At 48.2% G+C, this 19,883-nt stretch carries 18 protein-coding genes and 1 pseudogene; 13 read left to right on the top strand and 6 right to left on the bottom strand.

Going from position 1 to position 19,883, the window contains the following annotated elements; all coding sequences use genetic code 11:
- Positions 1-133: pseudogene (locus tag BVJ53_RS15035) on the top strand (GNAT family protein); the annotation flags it as partial.
- Between the two features lie 187 nt (positions 134-320).
- Here the strand turns inward: BVJ53_RS15035 and BVJ53_RS02110 are convergent.
- Complete coding sequence (locus BVJ53_RS02110; RefSeq protein WP_129300949.1) at positions 321-650, bottom strand: PTS lactose/cellobiose transporter subunit IIA; 330 nt, start codon at positions 648-650, stop codon at positions 321-323.
- Entirely contained in the window at positions 647-976 is a 330-nt protein-coding gene (locus BVJ53_RS02105; protein ID WP_129300948.1) for a PTS sugar transporter subunit IIB, read from the bottom strand. The genes BVJ53_RS02110 and BVJ53_RS02105 overlap by 4 nt, the downstream gene beginning before the upstream one ends.
- Positions 977-1,092: 116 nt before the next feature.
- Here BVJ53_RS02105 and BVJ53_RS02100 point away from each other — a divergent pair, with 116 nt between their 5' ends.
- The 4 genes from BVJ53_RS02100 to BVJ53_RS02085 all read left to right on the top strand — a co-directional run bounded on the left by BVJ53_RS02100 (position 1,093) and on the right by BVJ53_RS02085 (position 4,906).
- Complete coding sequence (locus BVJ53_RS02100) at positions 1,093-1,803, top strand: GntR family transcriptional regulator (RefSeq protein WP_129300947.1); 711 nt, start codon at positions 1,093-1,095, stop codon at positions 1,801-1,803.
- A 158-nt stretch (positions 1,804-1,961) separates the two neighbouring features.
- Positions 1,962-3,323: a PTS sugar transporter subunit IIC gene (locus BVJ53_RS02095; protein WP_129300946.1), complete on the top strand. Its 1,362-nt coding sequence runs from the start codon at positions 1,962-1,964 to the stop codon at positions 3,321-3,323.
- Between the two features lie 39 nt (positions 3,324-3,362).
- A complete protein-coding gene (locus tag BVJ53_RS02090; RefSeq protein WP_129300945.1) occupies positions 3,363-3,782 on the top strand; it encodes a DUF3284 domain-containing protein in 420 nt (139 codons plus the stop codon).
- A gap of 17 nt (positions 3,783-3,799) precedes the next feature.
- On the top strand, positions 3,800-4,906 hold the full coding sequence (locus BVJ53_RS02085) for a DUF871 domain-containing protein (RefSeq protein WP_129300944.1): 1,107 nt from the start codon (positions 3,800-3,802) through the stop codon (positions 4,904-4,906).
- Positions 4,907-5,159: 253 nt separating this feature from the next.
- On the opposite strand, the gene argH is transcribed toward BVJ53_RS02085, so the two are convergent.
- The 4 genes from argH to BVJ53_RS02065 all read right to left on the bottom strand — a co-directional run bounded on the left by argH (position 5,160) and on the right by BVJ53_RS02065 (position 10,005).
- Positions 5,160-6,551 (bottom strand): argininosuccinate lyase, encoded by a 1,392-nt coding sequence (gene argH, locus BVJ53_RS02080; protein ID WP_129300943.1) that lies wholly within the window; start codon positions 6,549-6,551, stop codon positions 5,160-5,162.
- A complete protein-coding gene (locus BVJ53_RS02075) occupies positions 6,544-7,764 on the bottom strand; it encodes an argininosuccinate synthase (RefSeq protein ID WP_129300942.1) in 1,221 nt (406 codons plus the stop codon). The genes argH and BVJ53_RS02075 overlap by 8 nt, the downstream gene beginning before the upstream one ends.
- Before the next feature lie 23 nt (positions 7,765-7,787).
- Positions 7,788-9,236, bottom strand: a complete 1,449-nt coding sequence (locus BVJ53_RS02070; protein ID WP_129300941.1) for an ABC transporter substrate-binding protein/permease — start codon at positions 9,234-9,236, stop codon at positions 7,788-7,790.
- A gap of 94 nt (positions 9,237-9,330) precedes the next feature.
- A complete protein-coding gene (locus BVJ53_RS02065; RefSeq protein ID WP_129300940.1) occupies positions 9,331-10,005 on the bottom strand; it encodes an alpha/beta fold hydrolase in 675 nt (224 codons plus the stop codon).
- 333 nt (positions 10,006-10,338) lie between these two features.
- On the opposite strand from BVJ53_RS02065, the gene yycF reads away from it, so the two are divergent.
- The 8 genes from yycF to BVJ53_RS02015 all read left to right on the top strand — a co-directional run bounded on the left by yycF (position 10,339) and on the right by BVJ53_RS02015 (position 19,588).
- A complete protein-coding gene (yycF, locus tag BVJ53_RS02060) occupies positions 10,339-11,052 on the top strand; it encodes a response regulator YycF (RefSeq protein ID WP_129300939.1) in 714 nt (237 codons plus the stop codon).
- Positions 11,053-11,067: 15 nt separating this feature from the next.
- Positions 11,068-12,978, top strand: a complete 1,911-nt coding sequence (gene walK / locus BVJ53_RS02055; RefSeq protein WP_129300938.1) for a cell wall metabolism sensor histidine kinase WalK — start codon at positions 11,068-11,070, stop codon at positions 12,976-12,978.
- Positions 12,968-14,371: a YycH family regulatory protein gene (locus BVJ53_RS02050; RefSeq protein WP_129300937.1), complete on the top strand. Its 1,404-nt coding sequence runs from the start codon at positions 12,968-12,970 to the stop codon at positions 14,369-14,371. The genes walK and BVJ53_RS02050 overlap by 11 nt, the downstream gene beginning before the upstream one ends.
- Before the next feature lie 151 nt (positions 14,372-14,522).
- Entirely contained in the window at positions 14,523-15,320 is a 798-nt protein-coding gene (locus BVJ53_RS02040; protein WP_129300936.1) for a two-component system regulatory protein YycI, read from the top strand.
- Positions 15,321-15,370: 50 nt separating this feature from the next.
- Entirely contained in the window at positions 15,371-16,207 is an 837-nt protein-coding gene (locus BVJ53_RS02035; protein ID WP_129300935.1) for an MBL fold metallo-hydrolase, read from the top strand.
- 335 nt (positions 16,208-16,542) lie between these two features.
- Positions 16,543-17,874, top strand: a complete 1,332-nt coding sequence (locus BVJ53_RS02025; protein ID WP_129300934.1) for a S1C family serine protease — start codon at positions 16,543-16,545, stop codon at positions 17,872-17,874.
- A gap of 593 nt (positions 17,875-18,467) precedes the next feature.
- Entirely contained in the window at positions 18,468-18,872 is a 405-nt protein-coding gene (locus BVJ53_RS02020; RefSeq protein WP_129300933.1) for an iron-sulfur cluster biosynthesis family protein, read from the top strand.
- A gap of 275 nt (positions 18,873-19,147) precedes the next feature.
- Positions 19,148-19,588: an Hsp20/alpha crystallin family protein gene (locus BVJ53_RS02015; RefSeq protein ID WP_129300950.1), complete on the top strand. Its 441-nt coding sequence runs from the start codon at positions 19,148-19,150 to the stop codon at positions 19,586-19,588.
- Positions 19,589-19,883: the final 295 nt, after the last annotated feature.

Genomic DNA, 19,883 nt, shown 5'->3' with positions numbered 1-19,883 from the left:
CAACGTGGGGATGAAGCAAGAAGCTCGGGTGCGCCAGGTTCGTTATTACCAGGATCGCTACTGGGATTCCATCAAATATGGCATTTTACGCGAGGAATGGCAGGCTCTGCGGCAACAAGGGCAACAAGAGTAAAAAGAAAAGACCAACAAAAGGGCGGTTCAATCAAGTCGCTTTTTTGCTGGTCTTTTTGAGATGCATGCATTTAAATGATGGTACGAAGAAAAGGCGCCGCTACGGAGTGGGTAAGCATTGCATTTTTTCGATTCGTGCCATCACAAATAAACCGTCGCCGGTTCATGACCGGTAAAGGTTTATTTTTTTACGCTTCTTTGGCACTCAATCGCTTGTAAAGTGCCACCATTTCACCTGCTAGATCGCGGAAGGTGATGGCATTCATCAAATGGTCCTGACTGTGCACCATGAGCAACGTGACCTTGGTGTGCTCACCTTGGGCTTCTGCGGTTAACAGCCCACTTTGGACATTATGAGCTTCGGTTAAGAACTGATCGGATTCTTTTAGCTTTTCATCGGCAAGCTTGAAATCACCGGCTTTGGCGGCGTGAATGGCTTCAAAGGCAGAGCTTTTCGCATTGCCACCGTTCATAATCAAGCCCATGACGGTTTCGAGATTCTTGTCTGCTTCACTCATGAGGCGGTCCCTTTCCCTTCATCAATGGTTTTAAGCGAGGCTCTCAGCACTTTTTCGCCGTTCATTAAGCCGTAATCCTGCATATTGATGACACTCACAGGGATGTCCAGATTCTTTTTAAACTGGCTTTCGAGGTAGCGGACTTGCGGGCCGAGCATTAACACATCCGGTTTCTCTTCGGCCAATTTGTTGTCGGCATCGGAAGCGGAAGTGGCGAAAATGTTAACGGCAATGCCGTCTTTTTCGGCGGCTTTTTGCATGCGTGCGACTAGCATACTGGTTGACATACCGGCGGCGCAGACCAACATGATCTTTTTCTCTGTCATTTTTAAGACTCCTTTTTTAAAAAATGTAACCGTTTTCTGTTTCATGTGCTATTATAATTCGTAGGTACAAATTTTACAAGCGCTTTCAGGAATTTGAAATTGGGGGGAGGTTTTAAATGTATCACGATATTGCAGAACAATTGATTCAAGATATTCTGGCCGGTCAGTATCCGGTCAAGCTGCCAACCGAGCAGGTGTTGATGGATCGTTACCAAGCGAGCCGGAACACCATACGTAAAGCGCTGGATGTGGTGTTTGCGCATGGACTGGTTCGGCGTGTGCAAGGCAGCGGGTATTACGTCATTGATCATTCGGCACAATCCGATGCGGTGCTCAATATGTCGATTGGGTTTGATCAGACGGCCATGGTTAAAGGCGGCCCGCTGACATCAAAAGTCGTCAAATTCGCACTGATACCCGCGACCGTCGCATTGGCACAGCGCGGTAATGTGAACTGGGGGGATTCGGTTTACCAAGTCGTGCGTTTGCGGTATTTAAAAGGACAGTTGTACGACTTGGAAGAATCATATTTTCCGCAGGCGATTGTCCCGCATCTTTCGGCTGAAATTGCCAAAGGGTCGATCTTTGCCTATTTGCGTAACACGTATCAAATGGTCGGTAGTACGACGGAAAATTATATTCAGTCGCTGCCAGTGCCAGCTGAATATGCTGATTTGATGGAACTTCCGGCAAAAACCAATTGCCTTTGCCTTGATGGGATTAACTATTTGGCAAGCGGGAAAGTTTTTAACTTTTCACGAACTTATTTTGTTTATCAGGGTCTGACGCTGTATTACCATACGACGAATATTGATTTGGAGCGGTAGGGCCAGGTTGGCTCACCATAACGCGTTCACTGGCGCAGGAGCTTGCGTGTAAGGGTTTCGGTCGCAATGGCCTAAGCCCGGGCCATCACGCTCGAGCTTACACACCAGCTCCTAAACGTGCCAGTTCACGCTCAAATAAACTTTGAGGAGTGTAACTCATGAATAAACTTATCAATTGGCTCAATGAACATGTTGTCCCAATCGCCGCGCGGATCGGATCGGTTCGCTGGCTGGTCGCTTTGCGTGATGCTTTTATTGCGATCATGCCGGCGATGATGGCGGGGGCAATCTCGACCGTGCTGAATGCGTTGATTCGGGATATTCCGACCCAATTCGGCTGGACCGGTTTTGTTAATTCGATGCAGTGGTTGATCGGAATTAATGCCGTCGTCTGGACTGGGACACTGGCGATTCTCGGGTTGATTTTCTCGTTTACGTTTGGCTATCAACTGGCAGTCCAATATAAAGTCGAACCGGTAACGGCGGGGATCGTCACGCTCGGCACGTTCATCATGAGCCTGCCGCAAAACTTCACTATGACGTTGAAAACCGGTTTGGCAAAAGGGGCCGCGAAAACTCTGACCGATGCCGGGGCAGTTGTTTCCGGTAAAGACGTCAGCATGTGGGGCTTTTTCAACTTCGGTAAATTCTTTGGGGCATACGGCTTCTTCACTGTCATGTTGATGGGTGCCATTGCTGCAACGATTTACATTTGGCTGATGAAAAAGAACATCACGATTAAAATGCCGGACTCGGTGCCACCGGCTGTTGCCAAAGCTTTCACCGGGATCGTGCCGGCTGCAGTTGCTTTGTATGGCGTTGGCATCATCAACTATCTCTTCACCCAATTTGGTACCACGGTGATCGAATTTATTGCCAAAGTCTTGCAGGAACCGTTATTGGGCTTAAGCCAAGGTTATGGCGCTGTGTTGCTGATGACGATTTTGGTTCAGGTTTTCTGGTTTTTCGGGATTCACGGTACCAATGTGTTGGGACCGGTGCTTGACAGTATTTGGTTGACCGCCCAAATTGCCAACATTAACGCATTCTCAAAAGGGCAAGCCTTACCATATTTGTGGACACGTAACTCCTTTGATCTGTATGCTTGGATTGGTGGCGCGGGTTCGACATTGCTGTTGTTAATTGCCATCCTGATGTTCTCAAAACGTGATGATCAACGGGCAGTGGCGAAGTTATCTATTGCGCCAGGCTTCTTCAACGTTAACGAACCGGTCATGTTCGGGATGCCAATCGTGCTTGATCCGATTTACTTCATCCCATTCATTTTGGCACCAGTTGTCATGGTCTCCATTGCTTATGGCGCAGTGATGATGGGGTTGGTATCACCAATTAAGAACCAGATTGTCTGGTCCATGCCACCATTTTTGAATGCTTTAGTGGCCACCATGGATTGGCGGGCAGCAGTTCTGCAACTGGTCAACATGGTGATCGGCTTCTTAATCTACGTACCGTTTGTCAAGGCGGCCAACCGCATCAAACCGGCGCAACTTGATGATTGATTCAATTGGCGTCAGTGGACTTAGAGAGGTGATTTTTAATTGGAAATTCAAATGATGTTCAAAGTGCCGGCGTCGTTCATGTACGGCCAACTGATGCGCTCTGCACAAGCGGATATCAAGGCGCACACTGGTCGAGAGGTCCTGCCCGGAAGTCTTGATGGCTTCACGTATCAGAAAAAATGGGCTAACGGCATGACTGGCAAGCTGACGATTACGCATGCCATCGCCAATGAACGATACGCGTATGAACTCGACACCGATCGCGACCATTATCAGGTGGATTACCAATTGCGCGATCTCGGTGATCACAAGACGATGCTGCACTATACGGAAACAATTGAAGGTAAAACCGCTAAAGGCAAAGCTAATAATCGCACAGCTGGATTTTTATTGCATTGGCAACGCAAGCATCGTTTTAAAAAGATGTCACGCCAAATGGCTGCACAATATTTTAGCTAAGAAGGGATTTTTGTGAAATGAAACGATTAGGTATCTCGCTTTATCCGGATCAAAGCAGTTTCGAGGACGACAAGGCTTATCTCGATCTCGCCCAACGTTATGGGTATACCTGCATTTTCACGTCGCTGTTGCAACTGTTAGGCGAAGATGGTGAAGATCTGCTGGCTAGATTTAGTCAGACGATTGATTATGCCAACAAGCTTGGCTTTAAGACGATCGTTGATATCAATCCGGCGTTGTTCGCGGAATTGAAGATCAGTTATGATGATCTGAGCTTTTTCGATGACCTCCATGTGTGGGGGCTGCGGCTGGATGAAGGGTTCACCGGGGCGGAAGAAGCACGGATGACGCGCAATCCATATGGCCTAAAAATCGAGCTGAATATGAGCCGTGGGACTAATTATCTCGCCAGCATCATGGCCTACGATCCCGACCGCGAGAACTTAATCGGCTGTCACAATTTTTATCCGCAAGCTTTGACGGGGTTGAGCGAGGCAATTTTTGCCGAGTATTCCGAGCAATATCGGCATTACGGTTTGCACACCGCGGCATTCGTCACGTCGGCTAATGGCAAAATCGGGCCGTGGCCGATTCAAGACGGGCTGCCGACAATGGAAAGTGACCGGCACCGGGATATTGCCAGTCAAACCAGTCATTTGCGGCTGACCGGTCAAATCGATGACGTGATCATCGGCAATGCGTTTGCTAGTGAAGCAGAACTGAAAGCAGTCGCAGCAGCCTTTTTGGCGCCCTATCCTGTGTTACACGCGGAAATGCTCAACAGCATGACGCCGGTTGAAGAAAAAATTGCGTTTGCCAAACCACATCTTTATCGTGGGGATGCCTCGGCGTACTTGTTGCGGGACACCCAACCACGCATCACGTACAGTAAGGCCGACATTCCGCCGCATGATCACGGCCAAGCGTTTGAGCGCGGGGACATTGTGGTCGTGAACTCGGCATATGGCCGGTACAAAGGCGAGCTGCAGATCGTCTTGACGCCATTCACCGATGACGGCCAGCGCAATCGGATCGGCCGCATCTGTGCGGACGATCTTGGCTTTTTGGATCTGGTTAAACCTTGGTCGACGTTTGTGCTGGAGAAGCGGGAACTGAGTAAATGAAGCAAGAAGTCGGTTGTTCATAACCAACGGCCACAATACAAAAATGGACGAAACTTCCAATTTGGGAAAAATTCGTCCATTTTTTTGCTTCATTATAACAACGTAGTGAAGTTTCCAAGATCGTAGTGCCAAAGCGGAGCAATCGTAGGCCAGATGGGGCTCAGTCGTGCCCACCCCTCTAGCTTCGCGGTCGCCACCCCACATCTAGCCGGAGATTGCGGAGCTTGGCACGGCATGGAACTAATAAAGTTGCCTACTCCTTCGCATGTGCCGCAATGATTTTTTCATCCCTAGCCACTTCTTTCAAGACGTTGCTGACGGCAGTGCCGCCTAGTGACGTGCGGCGATTGACGGCGGCTTTGGCGGTGAGTTCGGCGTAGACGTCGCTTTCGATTTGCGGTGCGGCTTGTTGAAGCTCGCTGAGAGGCATGTCCTGCAAGGCGGTGCCGGATTTGATGCCCTTTAGCACCAGCTCACCGACAATGGCATGTGCCTGGCGGAAAGGAACGCCTTTGGTGGCCAGATAGTCGGCGAGTTCGGTCGCGTTGCTGAAGTCGTGGGTGGTGGCTTCGGCCATGCGTTTTTCATGGACAGTCAGATCGCTGAGCATGCCGGTGAAAATATGCAGCGAGCCGAGAATGGTGTTGTAGGTGTCAAAAATCGGTTCTTTGTCTTCCTGCATGTCCTTGTTATAGGCCAGCGGAATTGCCTTCATGGTGGTGAGCAGCCCCATCAAGGCACCGTACACCCGCCCGGTTTTGCCGCGAATGAGTTCGGCAAAGTCCGGGTTTTTCTTTTGCGGCATAATCGAACTGCCGGTGGAAAAATCGTCGCCGAGTTCGATATAGTTGAACTCAAATGTTGACCACAAAATCAGTTCTTCGGCCATGCGACTTAGATGCTGCATCAAAATCGCACTGTTGCTGAGAAATTCCAGTCCGAAATCGCGATCCGACACGGCATCCAAGCTGTTGTGGTACAGCTGATCGAAGCCTAGTTCTTTGGCAACCTGGGTACGATCGATCGGAAAGGTGGTGCCAGCCAGCGCAGCAGCTCCTAATGGCAAAATGTCGGTGTGCTTTTGGGTAAAGTCAAAACGTTCCCAGTCACGCTGGAACATTTCGAAATACGCCAACAAATAGTGGCCATAGGTAATCGGCTGGGCGTGCTGCATGTGGGTGTAGCCGGGCATGATGGTGTCAGCGTAGGCTCTGGCCTGACCAACCAAAACTGTTTGCAAGTTGGTCAAGGCTTCTTTAATTTCCGGCAGACGATGTTTGAGCCAAAGATGTAAGTCAGTGGCAACCTGATCATTACGCGAGCGTGCAGTGTGCAACTTGCCGGCAACGGGTCCGATTTCGGCGGTCAGTAAAGCTTCCATGTTGAGGTGGATGTCTTCGTTTTCCACGGTAAAATGTAACTTCCCAGCGGCCAGTTCTTTTTGGAGATGATGCAGGCCGGCCGTAATTTTGTCAGCGTCTGCTTGTGGAATGATCCCGGTTTGACCGAGCATTTTAACGTGTGCTAAAGAACCTTCCAGATCTTCTTTGGCCATCTGCTGATCAAAGCCGATGGAAGCGCCGAAAGCATCGACCCAGTGCGCGGCTTTTTCGGTGAAGCGCCCGCCCCATAGCTTATCAGTCATGTTGCTTTTCCTCGGAGTGCACGTGGTTGACCTGCTCGAAAACAGTGGTCGGCAACGTCCAAAGTTTGATGAAGCCGGCTGCTGCTTCCTGATCGAAGGAGTCGGCGCTGGTGTAAGTGGCCAGATCTTCGTCGTAGAGTGAATTGTGGGCGGACTTGCGGGCAACGGCAACGGCATTACCCTTGTAGAGTTTCATTTTGACGGTACCATTAACGACTGCCTGCGTTTTGTCGATGAAGGCCATTAATGCGTCGAATAACGGTGAGATCCACTGGGCTTCATAGATCATGTTTGTGAGTTTGTTTTCGATCGTTGGCTTGAAGTGCTGCACATCACGTTCGAGGGTCAGATTTTCCAAGTCTTGATGGGCAGCCATGATGACGGCAGCGGCAGGGGCTTCATAGACTTCGCGGGATTTAATGCCCACGAGGCGGTTTTCGATTTTGTCGATGCGGCCGATACCGTTTGCACCGGCAATTTGGTTGAGCTTTTTGATCATAGCGGCGAGTGGCATGTGCTCATCATTTAAGGCGACCGGCACACCTTGTTCGAATGTCAGATCAAGAAAAGTCGGTTTATCTGGCGCTTCTTCCGGTGCTACGGTCATACCCCAAGCGTCATCGGGTGCCTGATTCCAAGGATTTTCGAGGATACCGGCTTCATTAGCGCGTCCCCAGAGATTGGCGTCAATGGAATACGGTGAAGCTTTGCCGATCGGGACCGGCACATGATGATCTTTTGCGTAATCAATTTCTTCTTCGCGTGACCAGTGGAAATCGCGAATTGGCGCTTCGATTTTCATATCGGGATCGAGTGCGTGAATCGCTGCTTCAAAACGAACCTGATCATTACCCTTGCCGGTTGAGCCATGGGCGATGGCTGTGGCGTTTTGTTCGTGGGCAATTTTGACCAGATGCTCAATGATTAACGGTCGGGATAGTGCCGAAACAAGCGGGTAGTCACCTTCATACAGTGCATTGGCTTTGATGACCGGTGCGACATAGTGATCGGCGAACTCGTCTTGGGCGTCGATGACAATCGAATCGATCGCCCCGACTTTGAGCGCCTTTTGTTGAATGGCGTCAAAGTCGGCGTTCGGTTGGCCGACGTTTAAAACCACGGCGATGACCTCGTAGCCTTTATCCATTAACCAAGGAATCGCAACGGATGTGTCCAAACCACCTGAATAAGCCAATACAATTTTTTCTGTCATAAGTGAGTATCTCCTTTTTTATCTTAGTTAAACCGTTTTTCGATCAAACGTAACAAACGCGACAAGGTGAAGGTCATGATGAAGTAGAAAATGGCAACGACGACAAGCGGTAGAAACGGCTTGAAGGAAGCGCCTTGAACGACCGTACCTTCAAACATTAATTCGGTCGCGCCAATCACAGACAGCACTGAACTTTCCTTGATATCGGTGACAAATTCGTTTCCGAGGGCCGGCCAGATATTTTTCATGGCTTGTGGCAAAATCACGTAACGCATCGCTTGGCGTTGATGTAACCCCAGCGAACGAGCCGCTTCGGTTTGACCAACTGGGACGGAATTGATCCCGCCACGAATGATTTCGGCAACATAGGCACCAGAATTGATGGCCATCGCGATAGCACCGGCAACAAAGGCGCTGAGGTCAAGACCGAGAATCTGGGTGCCGAAGAAAACAATGAACGCCTGAACCAGTAATGGCGTGCCCCGAATGAATTCAATGTAGACATTGGCAACGGCCTTGGCCAGCCAATTGCGGCTGAGCTTCATCAACGCTAGCAAGGTACCGATGATGGTACCGAAGAAGACGGTTAACGCCGCGAAAATCAGGGTATAAATTGCGCCACGGATGAAGTAGTTTCCATATTTAGCCCAGAAACCCTGATTCTGATCCTGCAGTTTGTAAGCAGCCTGCAAATACTGCTTGTACTTGGCGCCTTTGACCTTGCTGATGGTTTTGTTGACTTGAGCAAGGAGTGCCGGTGACTGCTTGTTAACCGCAATGGCAGTCGGTGCTTTGTCGGTGGCAAAATGCGGATCCAGCACCATCAGGCTCGGCGTGCGAGCCACATACGAATCAGCAATGGTGCTTGCCATGACACCGGCGTCCAATTTGTTGTAAGAAATCTGGGCAATGACATCATTGGCTTTGTCGAGGCTGATGACTTTAGCGCCGGGCAGTTGGGTTTTGGCCAGCTGCTCCTGTGTGGTTTGTTTCTGCGCGCCAACGCGCTTACCGGAAAAATCGGCGATCGATTTATATTTGGCTTTATCGGCTTTGCGAATCACCATGACCTGCGTTTCGTACAGGTAAGGCTGGGAGAAATTAACTTCTTTTTCCCGTTCAGGTGTTTTGGACATACCGGAGACAATCAAATCGATTTTACCGGTTTTCAATGCGCCGATCAGGGCGGTGAAATTCATTTCCTTAATCTGCAGTTTCACGCCCATATCCTTCGCAATCTGTTTGGACATGGAAATATCCGCGCCGACGATGGTATCAGCGCCATTGAGTGTCGCATGGAACTCCAATGGGGCGTAGTCGGCGGACAGGCCAACGATCAGATAGCCCCGCTTTTGGATCGCTGCAAGATCGTCGCCGGCAGCTGCAGTTGGTGTTGGTTGATGAACAGCGAAGCCAACGAGCATGGCTAAAAGTGCCACGATGGCAACGGCCCAATGTTTGATTCCCCGCATATCACTCACTCCTTGCTAATGATTATGGACTGAATATATACTCATTTCAATGAATATGCAAGGAAAATGTTAAATATGCAAAAATAATTCATTTTTAGTCAGTTGCCCGAAGCCCAGCCAAGAACGGAGAGATGAGATGCCAAAGCTTGGTATTATCGCGAATGTAGGAATTGTGGGTTTCACCCGGAAGAATGTGCAATTCGGCATTTTGAATATGCGTGGCAATGGTGAAGGTTTCTTTACGAGCAATCAGATCGCGACCGCCGGCTAATACCAGCGTTGGGACGGAAATGGCGTGCAGCATGGCCGGCGTGATTTGCGGCTCGTGAAGCATCATGGCGAGTTTAGGCGAAGGCCGGTGTCCGGCAGCAATCCGAAAAAGAATCCGGGAATACCACCGCAATCCTTGAGGTGTGAGATTGGCACCGCAAACGATCAAGGCGCCGACCAGTTCCGGATGCCGAATTGCCAGCAGCAATGCGATAATGCCACCGTCAGAAAAACCCAGAATGATTGGCCGGGGAACTGCCAACTCAGTGATTAACGCGGCGACATCCCCAGTCATGGCGTCATAGCTGAGTTGATCTGTCCGCGCACTTTGCCCGTGATCGCGACTATCCAAGGCAATTACCGTATAATGCGGTTCCAACAATGTGGTCAAGTCGCTAAAAATCGTATGATCCTCGCCATTGCCGTGTAGCAAAACAATCGCTGGACCGTGCCCGCTTTTGTGATAGTAGAGTTTTAGATCACTGTGATAGAAGAACATAGGAACCTCCAAATTAAAGTGAGCGTGAGTCGGTGCGGTTAGAAGTCAGGGGGTAAGTGGCCTTGGACGTGATGGTCCGATTTTGGCCATTGCGCCCAAGGTCCTTACATGCAGGTTTCTAGGCTGGGGAACGCGTTATGGTGAGTGTGAGTCGGCACGCACCCGTATTAACACAGGGATGTAGCTAACTTTTGCGAAATTTAAAAGTAAAGCAAAACGAACGACAGAAGCGGCTTTGAAGCGTCTTGCTGCCGTCTGAAACCAGGCGGGTCGCGCTCGCCTTACAAAACCGTTATACTATAGAAGAGTATCTTAAACCAAGGAGGGCCTAAGATGGCGAAAAAAATCTTGGTGGTTGACGATGAGAAGCCGATCTCTGATATCGTCAAGTTCAATTTGGATAAAGAAGGTTACGATGTCGTAACCGCTTATGATGGCGAAGAAGCCTTAAAGAAAGTTGAATCAGAATCACCTGATTTGATTTTACTTGACCTGATGTTACCGAAAATTGATGGGCTTGAAGTTGCACGACAAATTCGTAAAGAACATGACACACCGATTATTATGTTAACCGCAAAGGATTCCGAAATTGATAAAGTGTTGGGACTGGAGCTTGGCGCGGATGATTATGTCACCAAACCATTTTCCAATCGTGAGCTGGTCGCGCGCGTGAAAGCCAATTTGCGGCGTACCTCGGCATCAAGTGCTGCTAATAATGAAGAGGATGAGGCCAATCGCGAACTACAAGTCGGTGATCTATCGATTCATCCGGATGCCTATACGGTTTCGAAACGTGGCGAAAATATCGAACTGACGCACCGCGAGTTTGAATTGCTGCACTATTTGGCGCGCCACTTGGGACAGGTCATGACCCGAGAACATTTACTGCAAACCGTTTGGGGTTACGATTATTTTGGTGATGTCCGAACAGTTGATGTTACCGTACGGCGGTTGCGTGAAAAAATCGAGGATAATCCGTCCCATCCGGAGTGGCTGGTGACCCGGCGCGGCGTCGGCTATTATTTGCGGAATCCTGATGCTGAATAATTAGGAGCACCACTGTTGAATAAAAAGATTCGCTTCTTCCAGTCGATTCATTTTAAAATCGCGATCGTCTTTATTCTTTTGCTGGTCGTGACGTTGGAAATGATTGGGGCCTATTTTGTGAAGACCCTAGAGCAACAAAATATCGAGCAGTTTAAAACAAGTGTGAACGTGGACAGCTATATTCAGGATAAGCTGGCCGCGGATTTGTTGCGCACTGATACGGATAATGCCAATGATGACATCAAAAGCACGCTGAGCCAAGCGGATATTGCCAACTCAGCCGACTTACAAGTGGTGGATTCAAAAGGGACGATTCGCGGTGACAGTGACATTAATGCTCAGACCAACGTAGGTCAGAAGTCAGCCAATTCCAATATTAAAAATACGCTTTACTCTGGCCAGCAGTATGAAGGCTATGAATATCGCGATCGAACCGGTTCGACTTATTATAAAGTGATCCCGATTAAGAATCCGAATGCGACCGGAGACAACAACTCGGTCATTGGTGCGATTGCGATTTCGGCATCCATGGAACAGGTTTATGACAGCATTAATAAGATTGTCGGTATTTTCCTGATTTCCAGTTTGGTGGCCGGTTTATTGGGCACATTGCTTTCCATTGTTATTAGCCGGGCAATTACCCGACCGATTGACGAAATGAAAAAGCAAGCGATTCGCATGGCTCGCGGAGACTATTCCGGGCAAGTGCGCATTTATGGTCGGGACGAACTCGGTCAGTTGGCGGTTGCGGTCAATAATCTGAGTGTCCGGGTTGAAGAAGCACAGGAAGCGTCCGAGGCGGAACGACGGCGCTTGGACAGTGTGCTGGCGCATATGACCGACGGCGTGATTGCGACTGATCGCCGTGGCAATGTCATTATCATTAACCAGACAGCCTTAAACTTCCTTAATACCAAAAATGAGGACGTCATCGGTGTCTCGATTTTGAAACTACTCAACATTGCCAATGATTACACCTTACGGGATTTGCTGGAGCACCAAACTGAATTGTTACTCGATTTTTCGAAAAAATTGGATCATGATCTGATTTTGCGAGTCGACTTTAGCCTGATTCAACGCGAAACCGGCTTTATTTCTGGTTTGGTTGCGGTTTTGCATGATGTTACCGAACAGCAAAAAATTGATCGCGATCGTAAGGAATTTGTCTCGAACGTTTCGCATGAGTTGCGGACACCGCTGACATCAGTACGCAGTTATATTGAAGCTTTGAGTGACGGCGCTTGGAAAGATCCGAAGTTGGCACCGCGTTTTCTAAATGTGACGCAAGAAGAAACGGATCGCATGATTCGGATGATTAATGACTTGCTGAGCTTGTCCCGGCTGGATTCCGGAACCAGTAAGTTTAATTTGGAAACCGTTAATCTCAACGAGTTCTTTAATTATGTACTGGATCGTTTTGACATGATGCTCAAGACCGACAACGAACACACTGGTGAGGCGCGAACTGCCCAGCCACTGCCGCAACCTGATGGCCATAAGAAACGCTATTCGATTAAACGTGAAATTACCGACGAAGATCTTTGGGTCGAAATTGATACCGATAAGTTTATGCAAGTGATCGATAACATTATGAATAACGCGATCAAGTACAGTCCGGATGGTGGCGTGATCACTGCACGACTGTTCCAGACGCATGACCACGTGATTTTGTCCATCAGCGACCAAGGCTTGGGTATTCCGCGCCAGGATCTGGGCAAAATTTTCGACCGCTTCTATCGGGTGGACAAAGCGCGCTCGCGTAAACAAGGCGGCACTGGCTTAGGGCTAGCGATTTCCAAGGAAGTTGTCGAAACCTTGCATGGCCGGATCTGGGTTGATTCCCAAGAAGGTCGCGGCAGTACCTTCTATATTTCATTACCTTACGAACCGATCACAGACGGAGGGGACGACTGGGATGAAACTTAGTAATTGGATTTTGCGGGTCAGCCTGATTGCCATGGTCATTTTGAGCTTCATCTTTACATCGCTGATTTGGCGAAACCCTTCACGGCAAGAACGGCGCGATACATCGAATGTGCAAGTGACGACCGAGAATGATCCAAACGTTAAAAAGTTGGAAGGCACTGTTTATCTGCCGAATCAGGTTTATTACACGCATGGCGGGCAGAAGCAGTTGCTGATGGAGGCTAACGCGAATATGGGTCGCCAAGTGCGGCAGGCTATGGCCAATTGGCGCATGACGAAAATCAAAACGGTCGGCAAGATTTCTTTGACTAATTATGACAATTATTTGCAGCAGGACGACAGTTTACAGCTGATTTACCAAGACGTGATGAGTTTTAAACAGTTTGAACTGTGGTTTTTCAACAAACAGCCAAACTTAAAGGTGAGTGATTTTCATTTTAATCGCATTCTGCTGAATCTGGAGACTGGCGCTAATCGTCTGACGTTCATTAATGATGCAACACGGACGGTTTATGAAGCAAAGCTAACGAATGTGACGACCGAACAGTTAGAAAACCTTATTAAAGGGCGCTCTATCAAGGCCTTTCCAATTGAAGAAAAACGGCTGAACGGTAATGAGATTGCCTTTTTCACCCAGCCGATTAAATTACAGCCGTATGCTTATCTGATGGATCAGCAAAGTGCCAATTATTACGTGTCCTTGTTGATGCCATCTAAGACGGCCAGCAATGTGGATGCCCGTGAAATTGGCGACAGTATGCTCTATACGGCTGGATCGACCCGCCGTATGACCGCCGATTCGACGACTGGTGATATTGAGTTTGAAAATTATGCGGCAACTTTTCCTAATAATGGCTTGGCTAATTTCTTCCATGCGACGTTCAAAGGACTCAGCGCCTTGCAGATGACGAATCTGTCCAGTATGCGGTATTTCCAATATGATCCAAGTCGTGGATCCATCATTTATAAAACGTATGCGCAAGGGTTTCCGATCTTTAATGCCGATCAAAAAGGTGATGTGGCGGTTCGGTACACGCAGACATCTGAGCAGATCAACTTTTCCAATACCAATTTGACGGTACCGATTCCGACGAACCAGCCTGCGCAAACCTTGCCGGCCACCGCTACCGTCCTAAATCAGTTAGCGGCGGCAGGTTACCGGACAAGCCAGATTACGGATATTTTGATTGGCTATCAGTGGACTGGCAGCAGTAATGATCAGCAGGTGGTTGATCTGCAGCCGACTTATTATGTGGAGATCAAGGGTGAGTATCGAGATTATCAAAGCTGGGTGAATCATAGCAACGCGCCTTCTGCCAGTGCTGCTAGCAAAACGACAACCCCAAGCAATGATACGGCTGGCAGTTCGAGTGATTCAGGGGCATCGCAGTGATTTTGGGCTAGCTTGCATTAGCGCGTTCGCCAGTTCAGAAACCTGCGTGTAAGGACCTCGGTCGCAATGGCCTAAGCCCGGGCTATCACGTCCAAGGCCGCTTACACTCCGGTTTCTAACCGGGCTGGCTCACGCTCAGGAGGTGAATTGAATGGATTTTCGACGAATTGAATGGATCTTTCTGGTTGTCTTTGTTGGCTTGAATATTTTTCTAGGGATTAGCTTTTTTCAAGCGCAGCAAGTCGATCTGGCGACGATTAAGAGCGGGGATGCGGCGACGATCACCGATATTACCCGTGATCAGATTAAATTGCCGCATTTAAGCAAAAAGACTCCTCAAGGCGATTATCTTGCTAGTCAAGCCAACACAGCGTTGACGCCGGCGCGGAGCTTACTTGTGAAGCAGCAGGTGACGATTAGCGAAGGTGACTATCAAGAACTGCAGGCTAGCTTGGATGAGCCGATTACCTTGAAGAAGCATCAGGAGCAAAAGCAGCTAGCAACGTTTGTTAAAAACAACGTCTATCACGGCAAAGAGTACGAATATGCACCAGCGCTTTCCAATGATGAACGGATAGTGTTTGCTCAGCATCCCAAAGCCGGATTGATTTATGATCGGCGTGCGGCGGTGACTTTACATGTCGTCGATAATCGTCTTGTGAGCTATACCCAAACTTACTTGGCTAAGCTGAGTGTTTTGCGAGATCGGCTGAGTCTGATGAGTGAGCAAGACGCTGTCATCACGCTGTATCGGGACAACGACATTCCCAACAATTCGGCGATTGTTTCTACTAACTTAGCCTATAGCTATCTACTTGATGCAAAGGGCAGCACAGTTTACGTGCCTGCTTGGTATATCGGTGTTAAAAATCGAGCGACCGGTAATGTGACGGTTAAACGTGTCAATGCGATCACCCGAACGGTTATGAAGAATCGTAATGATAATTAGTGCTAGAATATAAAGCGATAACGGTTGGTAGCCAAAAGGGGCTCAGCCGAATGGTAAAGTTGGGAGATGGTGTGATCGTGGGCGAAGATTTTGGGATGCGTGTCAGTGTCCTTGCAAGCAGCAGTTCCGGCAACGCAACCTATATTGAAACGCCTGGTCACAAGGTGTTGGTTGATGCAGGCTTATCTGGCAAGAAAATTGAAAAGCTCATGCAAAGTATTGGGCGGAATCTAACCGATGTGGACAGTGTTTTCATCACGCATGAGCATAGCGATCATGTGCGTGGTGTCGGTGTTTTGGCGCGACGTTATCCGCAAATTAGCGTGTACGCCAATGCCAAGACGTTTGCAGCATTACCGAAAAGTGTCGGCAAGATTCCCGCAGATCAGTTGCGACTTTTTGATATGGGGGCAACGCTGACTCTAGGCGATCTAGATGTTGAAAGCTTTGGCGTTTCGCATGATGCTGCAGCGCCACAGTTTTATCAGTTCCACCATGATGGCAAGACCTTCACGATCCTGACAGATACCGGTTATGTGTCGGATCGGATGGCCGGGACAATTCGCGATGCCGATGCGTATGTGATGGAATGCAACCATGATCTTGAGATGTTGCGAACCGGGCCTTATCCGTGGCCGTTGAAACAACGGATTTTGAGTGATCAGGGGCATTTGTCCAATGAAGACGGCGCGGATGCATTGATGGATGTGATTGGATTGCGCACCAAGCGGATTTACCTAGGGCATCTTTCACCGCACAATAATAACAAACCGCTGGCACATTTAACCGTCGCCTCGCTATTGGCGCAGCAAGGGCTCGCGGTTGATCACGACTTTCATCTCTATGACACCGATCCGGCCATTGCTGACCCTTTATTTGTGGTTTGAGATAGCTGGAAAAGCATTGTGGACACTGGCAGGCAGAGAAAACAGACGACTTTTGCATCAGGAGATTGCAGGTTGGCCGTTTTTTCTTTCTGGCGGGGGCCATAAGTGTACTATAACGCGTTCCCCGGCTCAGAAGTCTCTTGTAAGGACCTTGAGCCTAAATGGCAAAGATTAGCCATTTAGGCTCGAGGCCACTTATGTTCCGGTTTCTAACCGGGCTGGCTTACGCTCACTTAAAAAAAGCCCTACGTTGTTCATAATTTCGTCAAAATCGCCACTTACAATAATGATTGTAAACAGGGTGAGTTAGAATTGCCCACAAGGAGGAAGAGGTTATGGATAATGGAAGTCATAACTTTGAGGAAACACCGCAAAATCAGCAACCGCAACAGGGGTCGAAGAAATCTAAGAATAGCGGTTGGAAACTGATTGCGATTGTAGCAATTGTTGCTGCTTTGATCGGTGGCGGTGTTGGTGGCGGAACTGCCTACTGGGCGATGAGCCATCATGCTAGTCTGGGCGTGACCGATACTTCCGGTAAGGCAGGGACGACAAAAATATCAAATGTCTCAGTTAATCAAAGTAGTGCATCGGAGCAAGCTTTTGCCAAAGTCAAAGGTGCCGTTGTTTCCGTTGTGAATATGCAGAAAGCTGAAAGTAATAGTGATGGTCTTGATACTTTTGGCGGCCTTGGCGCTATCTTCGGCCAAGATGACCAAAGCAGCAGTTCAAGCAAGGGCTCATCAAGTCTTGAAGAAGCCAGCGAAGGTTCTGGTGTGATTTATCAAAAGAAAGATGGCAAAGCCTACATTGTCACGAATAATCACGTGGTTAGCGGTTCGGACAAACTTGAGGTCATTTTAAGTGATGGTACCAAGTTAACGGCGAAATTGGTCGGCACTGACCCAACGTCTGACTTGGCGGTTCTTACGATTGATGGCAGCAAGGTTAATACCGTCGCCAGTTTCGGCGATTCGAGTAAAATTGAGGCTGGTCAGACCGTCTTGGCGATTGGTTCGCCGCTGGGGTCACAGTACGCGACCAGCGTGACTCAGGGGATTGTCAGTGCTAAGAGCCGAACGATTAATGTGACTGACAGTGATGGCAATACAACCGGTCAAGCGACGGTTATTCAGACAGATGCAGCGATTAACTCAGGTAACTCAGGCGGCCCGCTGATTAACTTAGCCGGTCAGGTTATCGGCATTAACTCGATGAAGCTATCGGGCAGTTCCAGCAGCAGTCCCGATGGTGCCACAATCGAAGGCATGGGCTTTGCAATTCCCAGTGATGAAGTGGTGTCAATCATCAATCAGCTTGTGCAAAACGGCAAAGTTGTTCGGCCGGCACTTGGCATTGAGGTGCGCGACTTATCCACTGTCTCTGCCGCACAGCAAAAATCTGTTCTGAAACTGCCATCTAGCATCACCGGTGGCGTTGTGGTGGCCGGCTTTACCAGCGGCAGCAGTGCCAAGTTAGCAGGAATCAAAAAGTATGATGTCATTACCGCACTGGATGGCGTCAATGTTAACAACATAGCTGAGTTACACACGCAACTGTATAAACACAAGGTGGGCGATACCATTAAGCTTACGGTCTATCGTGAGGGTCAACAACAAACCGTTTCAATGAAATTGACCCAGACTACCAGTGATTTAAAGAATTAAACTAACAGATCCCCGATCAAGCATGTTCGTTTCTTGATCGGGGATTTTTTCGACTCATTTGCGTAGTTAGTAGCAAACGGTTTCAAAAGACTTTTACGAAAGTTTGGCGAATAACCTGTGGAAAAGTTCAAGAAAAAGATTTGTCAAGAGTGGGTAACTTTTTTGTAAAAGTGCTGCTCAGCCTGTGGATAACTCTGTGGATACTGTTCATAACTAAGATTTTCGGGTGTGATTAAGTTGTCCACCGATCTGGGGATAACTTGTGGATAAACTTTTTTGACTTGTGACAAAACGTTTGTTCCCAGCTAGTGGAGCGGGATTGGCGCGCTGAAGTTTGTGAAATCGAACGATCAAAAACTGTGGATGATTGCTTTTTAAAAATTTTTGACTTGAATTTTTTGAATCGTCTATTTGGTGTCAGTTTCAGATCTTCATACTATATTTTGGGTGTCAACTTATGTACATGTGGATAACCCGTGTGGACAACCTGTTGTTGACTGGCAAAAACCCGAAATTTGACTTTGGGGAAGAAACTGACTACGATAAAAGTTGTAAATGAATTGTGCACAATGTATTTGAAAGGATGGTCCACCATGAAGATCACGATCAAACCAGCTGCAGTGTCTTATTTGGGAAAACATGTGACTAAGGATCAACATTTGTTCCTAGCGTTGGACGATGGGTCAAGTAAATATTCTAAATTGGGCGGCTCCTGTGCCATTGGCAATAAGTACCAAATTGTCGTGACGGATACGGACGATCAAGATTACGCGTTGCCGCTTGAAAACGATGCCGGTTATCATCTGACAACCGGTGATCCGGAAACAGATTATTTTGGCAGCGGGCTGACACTTGATTTCAAGAATGCTTCGTTAGCCTTGCGCGATGATAGCGGCATTTTGGACGGGGCCGTTACGCTGAACCATGTGACGGCAAAACCTAAAACGGATGAAAATTTGGCTGAAGAAATGAAATCCTTGGGCGGTAAGATCTGCTAGTTAGCAGGCAGCCGGTGACGGATCTGGGAGTTTCAGCTAAAGAATAGAAAAACAAAAAATTAGCACTCGGACATGACGAGTGCTAATTTTTGTGTTATACTAAAGTTGTTCCAAGAAAACAGCAATGACGATAATTCGTTCGCTGGCGCAGAAGCTTGCTTTTGCGGATCTCGGTCACAATGATTAAGATCTGGTCATTACGACCGAGGACACTTATACGGCAGTTTTTAAGCACGCCAGCTCACGCTCATTAAAATGAAAGGAAGTTTTCGATGATGGCTAATGATCTTACGCGTCGCAATGATTGGTTGGATGATCCGTTCTTTAATGACTTAGGGCGGCATATCTTTGACAGCTTAACCCCGAGTCGCAGTGATGACACCAGTCGCCTGCTGAAAACGGATATTCAGGAAAATGAAAAGTCATATGTTGTGAAGGTGGATGTACCTGGTATCGAGAAGCCAAACATTAATTTGAGTTACGATCATGGTGTTCTCAGTGTCGCGGTTAAGCATGAAGAGCAAGCCGATCATTCAGACAACAAAGGCAACCTGCTGATGTCTGAACGCAGCTATGGCCGGATGAGCCGCAGCTACCAGTTGCCAAATGTTGACGAGGCCAAGATCAGCGCGAAAGTCACTGATGGCGTCTTGACGATTGATCTGCCTAAAATGACAAGCGAGCAAATAGAAAACCATCAGATCACGATTGACTAAATTGGATCTGTTTGCCTAGCAACACAAGTCACACTAAAGATTCTCATCGGGAAACCGGTGGGGATTTTTTTGAATGAAGCGGCATGGATCAGACCAGAGGCCAACTGGCAAAGGATTCTTTTGAAGCATTCCTATTTCCATGTAAAACTAATACACAAATAAGCTTAAATACGCGATTCTTTTACCTGCAAAAGCGTATAATGGAAGGTAAATATTAGGGGAGCCAAAAAATAAACCGGGAACATCATTGCTGTTAAAGCGGCTATGGAATGCGATGCGAAAGGCGAACCGCGTA

The sequence above is a fragment of the Lacticaseibacillus chiayiensis genome, from assembly GCF_004123795.1.
GTDB classification, from domain to species: Bacteria; Bacillota; Bacilli; order Lactobacillales; family Lactobacillaceae; genus Lacticaseibacillus; species Lacticaseibacillus chiayiensis.
The sequence above is the reverse complement of the archived record's forward strand: the minus strand, read 5'-3'. Positions and strand labels throughout refer to the sequence as shown.

Excerpts from the sequence above, each read along its gene's own strand:
- BVJ53_RS02110 (WP_129300949.1), bottom strand. The coding sequence starts at position 650 with ATGAGTGAAGCAGACAAGAATCTCGAAACCGTCATGGGCTTGATTATG.
- BVJ53_RS02105 (WP_129300948.1), bottom strand. The coding sequence starts at position 976 with ATGACAGAGAAAAAGATCATGTTGGTCTGCGCCGCCGGTATGTCAACC.
- BVJ53_RS02100 (WP_129300947.1), top strand. The coding sequence starts at position 1,093 with ATGTATCACGATATTGCAGAACAATTGATTCAAGATATTCTGGCCGGT.
- BVJ53_RS02095 (WP_129300946.1), top strand. The coding sequence starts at position 1,962 with ATGAATAAACTTATCAATTGGCTCAATGAACATGTTGTCCCAATCGCC.
- BVJ53_RS02085 (WP_129300944.1), top strand. The coding sequence starts at position 3,800 with ATGAAACGATTAGGTATCTCGCTTTATCCGGATCAAAGCAGTTTCGAG.
- argH (WP_129300943.1), bottom strand. The coding sequence starts at position 6,551 with ATGACTGATAAGCTATGGGGCGGGCGCTTCACCGAAAAAGCCGCGCAC.
- BVJ53_RS02075 (WP_129300942.1), bottom strand. The coding sequence starts at position 7,764 with ATGACAGAAAAAATTGTATTGGCTTATTCAGGTGGTTTGGACACATCC.
- BVJ53_RS02070 (WP_129300941.1), bottom strand. The coding sequence starts at position 9,236 with ATGCGGGGAATCAAACATTGGGCCGTTGCCATCGTGGCACTTTTAGCC.
- BVJ53_RS02065 (WP_129300940.1), bottom strand. The coding sequence starts at position 10,005 with ATGTTCTTCTATCACAGTGATCTAAAACTCTACTATCACAAAAGCGGG.
- yycF (WP_129300939.1), top strand. The coding sequence starts at position 10,339 with ATGGCGAAAAAAATCTTGGTGGTTGACGATGAGAAGCCGATCTCTGAT.
- BVJ53_RS02050 (WP_129300937.1), top strand. The coding sequence starts at position 12,968 with ATGAAACTTAGTAATTGGATTTTGCGGGTCAGCCTGATTGCCATGGTC.
- BVJ53_RS02040 (WP_129300936.1), top strand. The coding sequence starts at position 14,523 with ATGGATTTTCGACGAATTGAATGGATCTTTCTGGTTGTCTTTGTTGGC.
- BVJ53_RS02035 (WP_129300935.1), top strand. The coding sequence starts at position 15,371 with ATGGTAAAGTTGGGAGATGGTGTGATCGTGGGCGAAGATTTTGGGATG.
- BVJ53_RS02025 (WP_129300934.1), top strand. The coding sequence starts at position 16,543 with ATGGATAATGGAAGTCATAACTTTGAGGAAACACCGCAAAATCAGCAA.
- BVJ53_RS02020 (WP_129300933.1), top strand. The coding sequence starts at position 18,468 with ATGAAGATCACGATCAAACCAGCTGCAGTGTCTTATTTGGGAAAACAT.
- BVJ53_RS02015 (WP_129300950.1), top strand. The coding sequence starts at position 19,148 with ATGGCTAATGATCTTACGCGTCGCAATGATTGGTTGGATGATCCGTTC.